The 12,296-nt window shown below is 49.2% G+C and carries 16 protein-coding genes; 5 read left to right on the forward strand and 11 right to left on the reverse strand.

The window, feature by feature from the left end; all coding sequences use genetic code 11:
• Window positions 1-197: 197 nt before the first annotated feature.
• From nrdF to AABJ99_RS05765, 5 genes are all read right to left on the reverse strand, one after another.
• The gene (nrdF, locus tag AABJ99_RS05745; RefSeq protein ID WP_039021930.1) at window positions 198-1,157 is read right to left on the reverse strand and encodes a class 1b ribonucleoside-diphosphate reductase subunit beta; all 960 of its coding nucleotides are present in this window, start codon (window positions 1,155-1,157) and stop codon (window positions 198-200) included.
• Between the two features lie 9 nt (window positions 1,158-1,166).
• The gene (gene nrdE / locus AABJ99_RS05750; protein ID WP_039021931.1) at window positions 1,167-3,311 is read right to left on the reverse strand and encodes a class 1b ribonucleoside-diphosphate reductase subunit alpha; all 2,145 of its coding nucleotides are present in this window, start codon (window positions 3,309-3,311) and stop codon (window positions 1,167-1,169) included.
• Window positions 3,284-3,694 carry a class Ib ribonucleoside-diphosphate reductase assembly flavoprotein NrdI gene (gene nrdI / locus AABJ99_RS05755; RefSeq protein WP_000080947.1) on the reverse strand — a complete coding sequence of 137 codons (411 nt, stop codon included), beginning with the start codon at window positions 3,692-3,694 and terminating at the stop codon, window positions 3,284-3,286. Before nrdI ends, nrdE begins: the two co-directional genes overlap by 28 nt.
• Complete coding sequence (nrdH, locus tag AABJ99_RS05760) at window positions 3,691-3,936, reverse strand: glutaredoxin-like protein NrdH (protein WP_001223227.1); 246 nt, start codon at window positions 3,934-3,936, stop codon at window positions 3,691-3,693. Before nrdH ends, nrdI begins: the two co-directional genes overlap by 4 nt.
• A gap of 208 nt (window positions 3,937-4,144) precedes the next feature.
• On the reverse strand, window positions 4,145-4,576 hold the full coding sequence (locus AABJ99_RS05765) for a carboxymuconolactone decarboxylase family protein (RefSeq protein ID WP_000209820.1): 432 nt from the start codon (window positions 4,574-4,576) through the stop codon (window positions 4,145-4,147).
• 87 nt (window positions 4,577-4,663) lie between these two features.
• Between AABJ99_RS05765 and AABJ99_RS05770 the strand changes: the two genes are divergently transcribed.
• Window positions 4,664-5,998: a PLP-dependent aminotransferase family protein gene (locus AABJ99_RS05770; RefSeq protein ID WP_039021932.1), complete on the forward strand. Its 1,335-nt coding sequence runs from the start codon at window positions 4,664-4,666 to the stop codon at window positions 5,996-5,998.
• A gap of 56 nt (window positions 5,999-6,054) precedes the next feature.
• Here AABJ99_RS05770 and ygaM read toward each other — a convergent pair whose 3' ends face one another.
• Window positions 6,055-6,384 (reverse strand): DUF883 domain-containing protein, encoded by a 330-nt coding sequence (gene ygaM / locus AABJ99_RS05775; RefSeq protein WP_001295174.1) that lies wholly within the window; start codon window positions 6,382-6,384, stop codon window positions 6,055-6,057.
• Window positions 6,385-6,535: 151 nt separating this feature from the next.
• Between ygaM and ygaC the strand changes: the two genes are divergently transcribed.
• Window positions 6,536-6,880 carry a DUF2002 family protein gene (ygaC, locus tag AABJ99_RS05780; RefSeq protein ID WP_000281320.1) on the forward strand — a complete coding sequence of 115 codons (345 nt, stop codon included), beginning with the start codon at window positions 6,536-6,538 and terminating at the stop codon, window positions 6,878-6,880.
• A 36-nt stretch (window positions 6,881-6,916) separates the two neighbouring features.
• On the opposite strand, the gene alaE is transcribed toward ygaC, so the two are convergent.
• Window positions 6,917-7,366 carry an L-alanine exporter AlaE gene (gene alaE / locus AABJ99_RS05785; RefSeq protein WP_000492661.1) on the reverse strand — a complete coding sequence of 150 codons (450 nt, stop codon included), beginning with the start codon at window positions 7,364-7,366 and terminating at the stop codon, window positions 6,917-6,919.
• Between the two features lie 667 nt (window positions 7,367-8,033).
• Here alaE and stpA point away from each other — a divergent pair.
• Window positions 8,034-8,438 carry a DNA-binding protein StpA gene (gene stpA, locus AABJ99_RS05790; protein WP_039021933.1) on the forward strand — a complete coding sequence of 135 codons (405 nt, stop codon included), beginning with the start codon at window positions 8,034-8,036 and terminating at the stop codon, window positions 8,436-8,438.
• Between the two features lie 46 nt (window positions 8,439-8,484).
• Here stpA and ygaP read toward each other — a convergent pair whose 3' ends face one another.
• Entirely contained in the window at window positions 8,485-9,009 is a 525-nt protein-coding gene (gene ygaP / locus AABJ99_RS05795) for a thiosulfate sulfurtransferase YgaP (protein ID WP_001229453.1), read from the reverse strand.
• Between the two features lie 9 nt (window positions 9,010-9,018).
• Window positions 9,019-9,318 carry an ArsR/SmtB family transcription factor gene (ygaV, locus tag AABJ99_RS05800; protein WP_000137280.1) on the reverse strand — a complete coding sequence of 100 codons (300 nt, stop codon included), beginning with the start codon at window positions 9,316-9,318 and terminating at the stop codon, window positions 9,019-9,021.
• Window positions 9,319-9,500: 182 nt separating this feature from the next.
• Here ygaV and yqaE point away from each other — a divergent pair, with 182 nt between their 5' ends.
• Together yqaE and kbp are read left to right on the forward strand one after the other, a co-directional pair.
• Window positions 9,501-9,659, forward strand: coding sequence for a YqaE/Pmp3 family membrane protein (gene yqaE / locus AABJ99_RS05805; RefSeq protein WP_000508177.1), 159 nt, complete (start codon window positions 9,501-9,503; stop codon window positions 9,657-9,659).
• An 83-nt stretch (window positions 9,660-9,742) separates the two neighbouring features.
• The gene (gene kbp, locus AABJ99_RS05810; RefSeq protein ID WP_000522415.1) at window positions 9,743-10,192 is read left to right on the forward strand and encodes a potassium binding protein Kbp; all 450 of its coding nucleotides are present in this window, start codon (window positions 9,743-9,745) and stop codon (window positions 10,190-10,192) included.
• Here kbp and csiR read toward each other — a convergent pair whose 3' ends face one another.
• On the reverse strand, window positions 10,193-10,855 hold the full coding sequence (gene csiR, locus AABJ99_RS05815; protein WP_039021934.1) for a DNA-binding transcriptional regulator CsiR: 663 nt from the start codon (window positions 10,853-10,855) through the stop codon (window positions 10,193-10,195). It lies immediately after the preceding gene.
• A gap of 20 nt (window positions 10,856-10,875) precedes the next feature.
• Window positions 10,876-12,276, reverse strand: coding sequence for a GABA permease (gabP, locus tag AABJ99_RS05820; protein WP_039021935.1), 1,401 nt, complete (start codon window positions 12,274-12,276; stop codon window positions 10,876-10,878).
• Window positions 12,277-12,296 lie beyond the last annotated feature (20 nt).

A 12,296-nucleotide genomic window follows, 5' to 3' on the forward strand; every position in this document is an offset into this window, starting at 1 on the left:
AAGGGCTGAGAGCAAATCGAGAAAGTTGATATTTTTTTTGTCATAGATAGCGAAAAAACGCCTGAATATTGTGGTTTCAGGCGAATAATGCAACAGAGTATCAGTGTAGATCACCACAAAATATTTGCGTGATAAAAAGCTATTTGGCAGGAATTATTTCCCTACTGTGGTTGGTGATATTTTTGAAAATAACACACTCAGAAATTCCAGTCTTCATCTTCTGTTTCGACCGCTTTTCCCATCACATATGAAGAGCCTGAACCGGAAAAGAAATCGTGATTTTCATCGGCATTCGGCGAAAGCGCGGCGAGGATTGCCGGATTTACTTCCGCCATTTCTGCGGGAAATAGCGGTTCGTAGCCCAGATTCATCAACGCCTTATTGGCGTTGTAACAGAGAAACGCTTTCACATCGTCAGCCCACGGGGTTTCGGCGTACAGCTCATCGGTGTATTGCAACTCGTTGTCATAGAGTTCCAGCAACATATCGAAGGCGAAACTCTTCAATTCTTCACGTCGTGCCATGGAGATCTTTTCAAGGTTTTTCTGATATTTATAGCCGATGTAGTAACCGTGGACTGCTTCATCCCGGATAATCAGACGGATCAGGTCTGCGGTATTAGTTAGCTTTCCGCGGCTGGAGAAATACATCGGTAGCCAGAAACCGGAATAGAACAAAAATGATTCAAGAAACACACTGGCGATTTTCTTTTTCAGCGGATTATCACCGCGATAATGTTGCTGAATAATCTGTGCTTTTCGCTGCAACGGCGCGTTTTCTTCACTCCAGGCGTAGGCGGCATCGACATCTTTGGTCTGGCACAGCGTCGAGAAAATCGAACTGTAAGAGCGGGCATGAACCGCTTCCATAAAGCTGATATTCGATAAAACCGCCTCTTCATGGGGCGTGAGTGCATCGGGCATCAGTGAAGGCGCGCCGATAACATTTTGCAGCGTGTCGAGCAGCGTCAGGCCAGTAAAAACGCGCATCGTCAGTTGTTGTTCTGCGGCACTTAATGTCTGCCACGCAGGAATATCGTTCGACAGCGGCACCTTTTCTGGTAGCCAGAAATTGCTGGTCAGGCGATTCCACACCTCCAGATCTTTATCGTCAGATATCTTATTCCAGTTGATGGCGCTGATACGTGAGAGTTTCATAGATATTCCTTAAAGTGCACAGGAGACGCAGCCTTCAATTTCAGTGCCTTCCAGCGCCATCTGACGCAGGCGGATGTAGTAGAGCGTTTTGATACCTTTGCGCCAGGCGTAAATCTGCGCTTTGTTGATATCGCGAGTGGTGGCGGTATCGGGGAAAAACAGTGTCAGCGACAGCCCCTGATCGACATGGCGAGTCGCTTCGGCGTAGGTGTCGATGATCTTTTCTGCGCCGATTTCGTAAGCGTCCTGATACAGCGCCAGATTCTCGTTAGTCATAAACGGGGCAGGGTAGTAAACGCGTCCTGTTTTGCCCTCTTTGCGTATCTCTACTTTCGCCACAATCGGATGAATACTCGACGTGGCATGGTTGATATAAGAGATGGAACCGGTTGGCGGCACTGCCTGGAGATTCTGGTTGTAAATGCCATAGCGCATCACGTCGTTGCGCAGTTGCGCCCACATTTCGCGGGTAGGTAACGTGATACTGCTACGAGCAAACAACTCGCCAACTTTCGCCGTTTTCGGTTGCCAGTTACCTTGCAGATATTGGCTAAAATATTCACCATTGGCATAGCGTGACTGTTTGAACCCGGCGAAGGTTTCACTGCGTTCGCGCGCCAGCAACATCGAGGTACGCAGTGCGTGCCAGGTGATGGTATAGAAATAGAGATTGGTGAAATCGAGTGCTTCCGGCGATCCATAAGCGATGCCTTCTCGCGCCAGATAACCGTGTAAATTCATCTGCCCCAGTCCGATGGCGTGCGAGGCGGCATTTCCGGCTTCGATGGACGGCACGCTGCGAATATGACTCATATCTGACACCGCAGTTAAACCGCGTATGGCGATCTCTACCGTGCGGGCAAAGTCGGGGGAATCCATGGTGTGGGCAATATTCAACGAACCTAAATTGCAGGAAATATCATGGCCTGTGCGGGCATAGTCGAGATTCTCGTCATACTCTGAGGCGCTGTTAACCTGCAAAATTTCTGAGCAGAGATTGCTCATATTTATACGCCCGGCAATAGGGTTAGCATGGTTAACCGTGTCTTCATACATGATGTAGGGATAGCCGGATTCAAACTGGATCTCCGCCAGCCGCTGGAAGAAATCACGGGCGTTGATGTATTTTTTGCGGATGCGTTCATCGGCAACCAGTTCGTCATAGTGTTCGCTGATGGCGATATCGGCAAACGGCTTGCCATAAACACGCTCAACGTCATAGGGCGAAAACAGCGCCATCTTCGCATTCTCTTTTGCCAGATGGAAGGTGATATCCGGGATAACCACGCCCAGCGACAGTGTTTTAATGCGGATTTTCTCGTCGGCATTTTCCCGCTTTGTATCGAGAAAACGCAGAATATCGGGATGATGAGCATGTAAATAGACTGCGCCAGCACCCTGACGAGCGCCGAGCTGGTTGGCATAAGAAAATGCGTCCTCCAGCATTTTCATCACCGGAATCACGCCAGAGGATTGATTTTCAATACGTTTAATTGGTGCGCCCGCTTCCCGCAGATTCGACAGCAAAAATGCCACGCCGCCGCCGCGTTTCGACAGTTGTAGTGCGGAATTTACTGCCCGGCCAATCGACTCCATATTGTCTTCAATACGCAGCAAAAAACAGGAAACCAGTTCGCCACGCTGCTGTTTACCGCAGTTGAGGAATGTCGGTGTTGCAGGCTGAAAGCGTCCTGACAGCATCTCATCGGTCAGTTGCGTCGCCAGTGTTTCATCGCCTTGTGCCAGCGTCAGCGCCACCATCGTGACTCGATCGGCAAAATCTTCCAGATAACGCTTACCGTCGAATGTCTTCAACGTATAGCTGGTGTAAAACTTCCATGCTCCGAGGAATGTCTGAAAACGAAAACCGCTGGCGTGTGCGTGGGCAAACAGTGTAATGACAAAATCGCGAGAGTAGCGGTTGAGGACGTTTTCATCATAGTAACCTTCGTTGACCAGCCAGTTCAGGCGCTGCTGCTGGCTACTGAAGGTCACACTGTTCGGGCGTACATGCGTCGCCATAAAGGCGTCAACGGCCTGGCGATCTTTATCGAACTGAATGCGACCTGCGCTATCGTAAAGGTTAAGCATCGCATTCAGAGCGTGGTAATCCATCGTTTCCTGCGTCAGGCGTTCTGCGGTTGTCGTTGCCAAAATTCGGTTACTCCTTTACGAACGTTTTCGATATCGCTTTGCGTACCCATGAGTTCAAAGCGGTACAGCCACGGCACGCCGCATTTCCGGGCTATCACATCTCCGGCGCGGCCATACGCCTCACCAAAGTTGCGATTACCCGAAGCAATAACGCCGCGAAGCAACGCCCGGTTGTGCTCGTCGTTTAAAAAGCGAATTACCTGTCGTGGCACCGCGCCAGCCGTACCGCCGCCGCCGTAAGAGGGCACGATCAGGATGTAAGGCTCGTCTACCTGAATCCGTTCCCGCTCATTGAGCGGGATGCGCACCGCGGGCAGTCCTAAACGTTCGATAAAACGCTGCGTATTTTCGGAGCTGCTGGAAAAGTAGACGAGTTGGCTCATGCACTGGCCGCGTGTGGCGCTGGATGCAGACGATTGATCATGTCCGGGCGGAAACCAGACCAGCTAAGATCGCCTGCAATCACTACCGGCAACTGACGAAAGCCCTGAGCACGTAACGCTTCCGCCGCTTCAGGAACGCGATCGACATTAATCATTTCAAAATCAAAGCCCCGGTTTTCCATCGCCCGTTTGGTGGCGTGGCACTGAACGCAATCGTTACGAGTGTAAATAGTAATGCGCATGATTCGTATTTCCGTTTAAAATGAAGATACGGCGCGATGATACGCGTCGGGTTGTCTCTCTGTTGATACAGAGATACTAGATGTAGTTGAAAAAAGATTCAACCATACAAGATATGGGAATTTTAGATTGATTACACCACCGATGAATGGCTCAACGGGGTAGGGGATTTTGTGTTTTTTTGCCGGGCGATTGCCCGGCATCAGGAAGTTACATCCGCATGGAAACGGCCAGGCGGTTAAAGCAATTCATCAGCCCGATGGCAAATGTTAAGTCGCTGATTTCTGCTGCGCTGAAATGCTCAAGCAAAGGCTGATAAACGTCGTCCTCCGCATGGGTTCGGGCAATATCGGTCACCGATTCCGCCCATGCCAGCGCCGCCCGCTCGCGATCGTCAAAATGATGGCTTACGCGCCAGCCTGCCAGGGCATCCAGCTTATGCTGCGGCACACCGGATTTGCGTAATGCTTTGCTGTGCATCTCCAGACAAAATGCGCAACCATTGATTTGCGAGACGCGCAAATAAACTAACTCCATCAGCGTAGTTTCCAGCGTGCTATTTTCCAGCGCCGTTTTGGCCTGCACCAGCGCGTTATATACCGTTGGGCTAAGTTCGTAGTAAGGCTGACGTAATGTAGTCATACAGTTTCTCCTCTTATTAACGCCCGCAATGTAGCACTATAATGGACTGCTAAAGAGAGCCATAAATTACCTAAAAAAGCAGACCATATGCCGCGCTATCAGGATATCGCCCGTCAGTTAAAAACGGCTATTGAGCAAGGGGAACTGAAACCCGGCGCAAGGCTACCTTCAAGTCGTACCTGGTCGCAGGAACTGGGGGTGTCTCGATCCACTGTCGAAAATGCGTATGCTGAGCTGGTGGCGCAAGGATGGCTGATCAGGCGGGGACAGGCTGGCACATTTGTCAGTGAGCAGATATATCCGCAACAATCTACTGTACAAGTTGTGTCTTTTGCCGGTGAAAGTCAGCAACCGTTGCCATTTCAAATGGGATTACCCGCACTCGATCTCTTTCCGCGAGAGCTGTGGGCGCGGGTGATGGGGCGTCGCCTTCGTACCCAGACGCGCTTTGATTTGGCGTTAGGCGATGTCTGCGGTGAGGCGGCGTTGCGTGAGGCAATAGTTGATTACTTACGCGTTTCACGTGGGATTGATTGTCAGCCAGAGCAGGTCTTTATCACTCACGGTTATGCGGCCTCAATGGCTTTAATTCTGCACGCGCTGGCGAAACCGGGAAACGGGATGTGGATGGAAGATCCCGGCTTTCCACTGATTCGCCCGATTGTCACTCGCCACGGTGTGGAAATTTTGCCTGTGCCGGTTGATGACAACGGACTGGATATCACAAGCGGAATACATAATTATCCTGATGCGTGTTTTGCCCTGATAACACCAGCACACCAAAGCCCGCTGGGTGTGGCGCTCTCTTTAGCGCGCAGGCATCAGATACTGGAATGGGCAGAGCGTAGTCAGGCATGGATTATTGAAGATGATTATGACAGTGAGTTTCGCTATCACGGTAAGCCGTTACCGGCGTTAAAAAGTCTCGATGCACCGCAGCGGGTAATTTATGCCGGAACATTCAGCAAAGCACTATTTCCTGCATTGCGCTGTGCGTGGCTGGTGGTGCCGGTGAAGCAAATTGCACAATTCCGCCACCAGGCGTCACTGGCTCCATGTGCGGTACCTGTTCTATGGCAGAACACACTGGCAGACTTTCTTCGCGAGGGGCATTTCTGGCGGCATCTGAAGAAAATGCGTCAGCATTATGCTCAACGTCGGCAATGGATTGAGCAAGCGTTGACGCAGCAGGGATTTCAGGTTGTGCCGCAGAAAGGTGGTATCCAGATGGTGATCAGAATGATGGGCGATGATATTGCCCATGCGCGTAAAGCCAATGCTGCAGGCCTTGCGGTGCAGGCACTTAGCGACTGGCGTATCCGCTCAAGTGGGGAAGGTGGATTACTTCTCTCTTTTACCAATATCGTTAACGAAGGTATGGCGCGACAGGTAGCACAACAATTACGTAAAGCCTTAAGCTAAAAAACCCCGAAATCAGGTTCCGGGGTCAAAGACGCGTATTTATTATCATTGTTGCACTACGATTTGCGCATGCTTAACAGTGCGCCGATAAAAATACCTACCGCAGCTGCTGTACCCACGCTACACCAGGGTCTTTCACGAACAAAAGAATCCGCGCAGCCAACGGCATCGCGCGCGGCTTGCTGGACGCGAGTACGACCATGCATTCGCGCTCTGGTTTCTTTCAGTAGAGCCTGCGCTTTACTACGAGCGGCTTCGGCTTCCCCTTTGGCGTCGCTGCCCCAGGACTTCAATACAGACTCGAGACTGTCAGCCAATTGATTGACATCATTCTGGATATCCTGCACGCCATCATCGACGTCGTTGCGGTTCGGTCGGTTAAACATATGATCCCCCATTAGAATTCGATGTAATTTTCAGTGTAGACCATAATTTTCTTAATTGAGGTTCATCGCGGCTTTATGGACTTTTCTGAAAGCGTTGTGAATGCGCAATCAGGTAAGGTAGGCCCGCGGTTGATAATAACGAGGATCAAATATGTATTTACGACCAGACGAGGTGGCGCGCGTACTTGAAAAAGTCGGTTTTACTGTCGATGTGGTAACTCAGAAAGCGTATGGTTACCGCCGTGGGGAAAATTATGTCTATGTTAATCGCGAAGCGCGAATGGGACGTACCGCTCTGGTAATTCATCCAACATTAAAAGAACGCAGTTCAACACTGGCTGAACCCGCTTCCGATATTAAAACTTGCGATCATTACCAGCAATTTCCGCTCTATTTAGCGGGTGAACGTCATGAGCATTACGGTATCCCACATGGCTTTAGTTCGCGTGTTGCGCTTGAACGTTATTTGAATGGTTTATTTGGCGAAGCCAGTTAAAGACGCGACTGGCGATGCCAGTCGCGAAAGGAAGGGTCAGGCTTTTACCTGCTGGTAACGGCTGACTTTAAACAGTCGGCGGCAATAATCGAGGAAGTAGCCATAAACCGCCCCCATCAACATCGAAACAACGATGTTTGAACTGACCGCCGCCATAATCTGATGCCAGTCTGCGCCCACCACTAACAAGATCGCCACATACACCGGTGACTGGAACGTCACATACGCCAGGATATCCGCCAGATTTTTTACCCAGCCCGACGGACTAACTTTGCGTGCCGCGCGCATAAACAGATCGCGGTACATACCGTATGGCCATGCAATTAAGATGTTCACCGGAATCGCTACCAATCTGGAATAAAGAGACTGTTCGAAGCTCATTCCGGAGAGGAAAACTTCAATACACATGTTCACGACAGAACAGTAAACAACCATCGCGAACGTATCTGCAACTGCATGACGCAAGCGTGACTGCGGTGAGAACATGCTAATGCTCCTTAATAAAAGCGTAATGGGACGTTAATAGAGATGAAAGCAGTGGATCTCATTGCCATCTGCATTTTCGCATAGCGTATATCGCTGGCTATGACTAATCAATTAGTGAAAAATTTTTATTTAATCTGTTTTTGTAGATAAAATATTCCGTAGCGGCGCGTTTTTTGTACATTGTGGATTTTTACATGCTGATATGATTTATTTTTAATTAAATCAATTAGATATGGACGTATCTTTATTTTCACTAATGAAAGTTTGGGGGTGAGGTAACGCTATAAGCGTAGAGAGTTCGGTGTATGCAGTGACTGGGTCATTTTCAGCATTTTTTATGCCAGACAATGTACATTAACAGCAGAAAGCACCAGTGAGTGATGTTTATTTTTATTCGTATATATTGCATTTTTATTCGATTTGGTTTTATCAGGCTTGCGGAATTAGCGAGCAGAGAGCGCCGCTCTGTTCACCAATAACCGAAATTACTCATCAAATTGGCTAATATATAATCTTGAAATTATTCTGAGAGTTTCAGAAAATAACAGCTGAAATAATCTCGTGCAGGACTGTAAATAGATTAAATTTTGTGGAAATATAATAAGTGATCGCTTACACTACGTGACGAAATACTTTTTTGTTTTGGCGTTAAAAGGTTTTCTTTATTATGTCCGTAATGTTACAAAGTTTAAATAACATTCGCACTCTCCGTGCGATGGCTCGCGAATTCTCCATTGACGTTCTTGAAGAAATGCTCGAAAAATTCAGGGTTGTCACTAAAGAAAGACGTGAAGAAGAAGAACAGCAGCAGCGTGAACTGGCAGAGCGCCAGGAAAAAATTAGTACCTGGCTGGAGCTGATGAAAGCTGACGGAATTAACCCGGAAGACTTATTGGGTAATAGCTCTGCTGCTGCACCACGCGCTGGTAAAAAACGCCAGCCGCGTCCGGCAAAATATAAATTCACCGATGTTAACGGTGAAACTAAAACCTGGACCGGTCAGGGCCGTACACCGAAGCCAATCGCTCAGGCGCTGGCAGAAGGTAAATCTCTCGACGATTTCCTGATCTAATTACTGAGGCCGGATGTCGCTGCTATGGCGCGTCCGGCGTCGCTTCTCAAGCTTGCTGGTTCCACGGCATCTTATCTAACAACCTTGCCATCCCACAAAAACCGCTAATTCCTGCAAACAGTAACCCGGCACCAACAAAGCCGCTTAATAAGAAGAAACCGCTATTTACGGTATAACCCAGTACAACACCGATTAATATTAAACCACCCGCGGCGATCTGCACCTGGCGCATTAACGGCAAGGGTTGAGATTTATTTACCGCTACTGGCAATCCTGCTTTTTTCCAGCCATCAATCCCATCTTCGAGTAAAAAGATTTCTGCGGGTGCGGCAATCGCTGCTAATTTATCGGCGTTATTACTGGTGCGTTTACCTGCCTGGCAGTGGAAGATAATTTGCTCACGACGTAATTTAGCCGGAAGACCTGACTGTTCGAGCACAGATAATGGAGCCAAATCTGCTTCAGGAATATGTTCACGAAGATATTCATCAGCATCACGAATATCGATTAACTTTGCGCCGCGTGCGATTAATTCTTGTGCATCATGCGGCGAAATGGTTGTCAAAGCCATAGTGACTCCTTACGGACAATAGACATTTTTCAGGGTGGCGATAATGGCATTTACCGCCTCATTTTTAATGGAATATAGAATGCGTTGGGCATCCCGTTGGCTGTCGATAAGCCCTTCGTCCCGCATACGAGCGAGATGCTGTGATGTTGCAGAGGCACTTAGTCCGGTAATGCGCGTCAGCTCTCCCGCACTGGTACCGGGGGAACCGCTAAGCATGCACAGAATCAGCAACCGTTTAGGGTGGCTCATTGCTTTCAATAAGGCCGCTGCCTGTTCGGCACTGGCCTGTAATTGCGCGAGTTCAGTCATAGTTATTTAAGTGTTTTCTAAATTAAGTAAACTCTAAACTAAAAATACAACATATGCCAGCATCAGCAGCGTAAATGAGAGTAAAAGCGTAAGCTGAAACTGGCAGGCTCCGCTAAAATTACTACGCTTAAGAGATAAAATCTCTTTTTAAACAATGAGTAATTTTCTTATAGGGAGTACATATGGGTTTCTGGAGAATCGTCATCACCATCATTCTGCCGCCGCTCGGCGTGCTGCTCGGTAAAGGGTTCGGTTGGGCGTTCATTATTAATATTCTGCTGACACTGCTTGGGTATATCCCCGGTTTGATTCACGCGTTCTGGGTGCAAACCCGCGATTAAACCTGTCCTCACCCCCGCGGCGTTAACGCGCCGCGTTCCTCTGCTACACTTTCTGAGTGTTTCCGTTAACGAATGAGGTAGCTATGGGTCTGTTCAATTTTGTGAAAGATGCCGGAGAAAAACTCTGGGACGCGGTTACAGGTCAGCACGATAAAGACGATCAGGCGAAGAAGGTGCAGGAGCATTTGAACAAAACCGGTATACCTGATGCCGATAAAGTGAATATTCAAATTGCCGACGGCAAAGCGACGGTCACTGGTGACGGCTTAAGTCAGGAGGCGAAGGAGAAAATCCTTGTTGCGGTGGGGAATATTTCCGGTATTGCCAGTGTCGATGATCAGGTGAAAACGGCGACACCAGCCACTGCCAGCCAGTTTTATACCGTTAAGTCTGGCGACACTCTGAGTGCCATTTCCAAACAGGTCTACGGTAACGCCAATCTGTACAATAAAATCTTCGAAGCGAATAAACCGATGCTAAAAAGCCCGGATAAAATTTACCCGGGGCAAGTGTTGCGTATTCCTGAAGAGTAGTTAATTGCCAGCCATTGCCTGCTGGATAATGGGAATTGGCGTCAGTAAATGCTGGCGCATTAACTCACTGGCGCGCGCGGTATCTCGCGCCAGTACCGCCGCAGTCAGGGTCTGGTGCTGATCGCGTTTATCCTCCAGCATTTCCACCGAAAGCACTGTTCGCCGCAGCCAGATAAATCGATAGCGCGCCGCCAGATCAAACAACCGTTCACGCATTTGCAGCAAATAGTGAGAACCACAGCCCGCCACAATTGCAGTATGAAACGCCTGATGACGCAGATCCCACTCATCAAGCATTTTCTCACTGGCGTCACAGGCTTCCAGCTTACTCAGCAGATGCGCTTTTGCGAGAACGTCTGCCTCCCATTCATCGCCACCGCGGGCAATCGCCAGACTGACCAGCATCGCTTCCATATTGGCGCGGGCGTCGAAAATATCGAGCAGCTCCTGCTCTGACATAGACGCCACCCGATACCCTTTTTGATTCACCACCGTGACCAGTCGTTCCGCCACCAGTTGCGAAAGGGCTTCCCGCAACGGCCCAACACCAAGAGCATAACGCGATGTCAGCACACTCATCCGTAATTTTTCATCCGGTTGAAAATTACCGCGAATAATATCGTTCTTCAGCCAGCGATAGCCATCCAGAGACGTAATGGTCATGGTGTGACTCCTGATCATTATTAGCGCGTATTATGAACGGGTGTTTTTTGCCACAATACCAGTTTTTTCCAGCGCGCCATAATCGGCACGGTACAGATTATCCCTATCGCTAATAAACCGGTGGAGATCACTTCTAACTGTTGCGCCGGGCGGAATAGCATCACTACCAACACAAAGGTAATAAAGCCGATTACCAGCCAGGTGAGCCACGGATAAAGCCACATCCGCAGGCGAATTTCGCTTCCTTCTGCTCGCAGAATTTTGCGCATCCGCAATTGTGAAACGGCGATGACTAAATAAACCAGCAGGGCGATAGCGCCGGAGCTGTCGATCAGAAATTTAAACACTTTCGCAGGCGCGTAATAATTCACCACCACCGTTAAAAATGCCGCGCCGGTGGAGAGTAATACCGCCACATACGGGGTTTTACTGCGGTTGACTTTACCCATTACCGCGGGAGCATCACCGCGACGGCTTAAGGAGTAGAGCATTCTGGAAGCGGTATACAGCGCCGAGTTCAGGCAACTGGTTACGGAAAGTAATATCACGCAGTCCATGATTAATTTCGCATGGGGAATATTGAGCAATTCCAGAACCGAGCGATAAGATCCAACGGCTTTCAGCCCCGGCATATTCCACGGTATTAATGCCACGACGACAAAAATAGAGCACAAATAGAAGATAGAAATACGCCAGATAACCGAGTTGGTGGCGCGGACAATATGTTTTTCCGGCGTGTCGGATTCCGCGGCGGCAATGGTGACAATTTCTGCGCCCATAAACGAGAACATGGTGATCAACATCGCGCTTAATACCGCACCGAAGCCATTGGGCATAAAGCCGCCGCTATCCCACAATCTTGAGATCCCGCTCACTTCGGCATATGGATAAAAACCGCTAATTGCGACTGCACCAAGGAATATAAATGCCAGAATGGCAATGACTTTGCACAGCGCCAGCCAGAACTCAAATTCGCCGTAGTTTTTAACGCTTAATAAATTACTGCCAGTTAAGGCGAGGGTAATGACGAGGGAAAATAACCAGATGGGAATGCCTGGAACCCACGAGTGCAGGATCATGGCGGCGATGTTGGCTTCCAGCGGGATAACCAGTACCCAAAACCACCAGTACAGCCAGCCGATGGTATAACCCGCCCAACGACCAATAGCTTTATCGGCATAGGTGGAAAAGGAGCCGGTATCGGGCGTGGCAACCGCCATTTCTGCCAGCATCCGCATAATCATAACTACCAGTAATCCGGCGAACAGATAGGCCAGTAATACCGCCGGGCCCGCTTCGGCGATGGCGACGCTGGAACCGACAAACAAACTTGCGCCGATAACACCGGCAATAGACAACATGGTGACGTGGCGTGACTTCAGCCCGCCGCCTAACTCATGTGGTTGCGATGATTGCCCCATCCTGAATCCTCTCGAAAGTG

The sequence above is a fragment of the Escherichia coli genome, from assembly GCF_036503815.1.
Lineage (GTDB): Bacteria > Pseudomonadota > Gammaproteobacteria > Enterobacterales > Enterobacteriaceae > Escherichia > Escherichia coli_F.

Excerpts from the sequence above, each read along its gene's own strand:
- nrdF (WP_039021930.1), bottom strand. The coding sequence starts at position 1,157 with ATGAAACTCTCACGTATCAGCGCCATCAACTGGAATAAGATATCTGAC.
- nrdI (WP_000080947.1), bottom strand. The coding sequence starts at position 3,694 with ATGAGCCAACTCGTCTACTTTTCCAGCAGCTCCGAAAATACGCAGCGT.
- nrdH (WP_001223227.1), bottom strand. The coding sequence starts at position 3,936 with ATGCGCATTACTATTTACACTCGTAACGATTGCGTTCAGTGCCACGCC.
- AABJ99_RS05765 (WP_000209820.1), bottom strand. The coding sequence starts at position 4,576 with ATGACTACATTACGTCAGCCTTACTACGAACTTAGCCCAACGGTATAT.
- AABJ99_RS05770 (WP_039021932.1), top strand. The coding sequence starts at position 4,664 with ATGCCGCGCTATCAGGATATCGCCCGTCAGTTAAAAACGGCTATTGAG.
- ygaM (WP_001295174.1), bottom strand. The coding sequence starts at position 6,384 with ATGTTTAACCGACCGAACCGCAACGACGTCGATGATGGCGTGCAGGAT.
- ygaC (WP_000281320.1), top strand. The coding sequence starts at position 6,536 with ATGTATTTACGACCAGACGAGGTGGCGCGCGTACTTGAAAAAGTCGGT.
- alaE (WP_000492661.1), bottom strand. The coding sequence starts at position 7,366 with ATGTTCTCACCGCAGTCACGCTTGCGTCATGCAGTTGCAGATACGTTC.
- stpA (WP_039021933.1), top strand. The coding sequence starts at position 8,034 with ATGTCCGTAATGTTACAAAGTTTAAATAACATTCGCACTCTCCGTGCG.
- ygaP (WP_001229453.1), bottom strand. The coding sequence starts at position 9,009 with ATGGCTTTGACAACCATTTCGCCGCATGATGCACAAGAATTAATCGCA.
- ygaV (WP_000137280.1), bottom strand. The coding sequence starts at position 9,318 with ATGACTGAACTCGCGCAATTACAGGCCAGTGCCGAACAGGCAGCGGCC.
- yqaE (WP_000508177.1), top strand. The coding sequence starts at position 9,501 with ATGGGTTTCTGGAGAATCGTCATCACCATCATTCTGCCGCCGCTCGGC.
- kbp (WP_000522415.1), top strand. The coding sequence starts at position 9,743 with ATGGGTCTGTTCAATTTTGTGAAAGATGCCGGAGAAAAACTCTGGGAC.
- csiR (WP_039021934.1), bottom strand. The coding sequence starts at position 10,855 with ATGACCATTACGTCTCTGGATGGCTATCGCTGGCTGAAGAACGATATT.
- gabP (WP_039021935.1), bottom strand. The coding sequence starts at position 12,276 with ATGGGGCAATCATCGCAACCACATGAGTTAGGCGGCGGGCTGAAGTCA.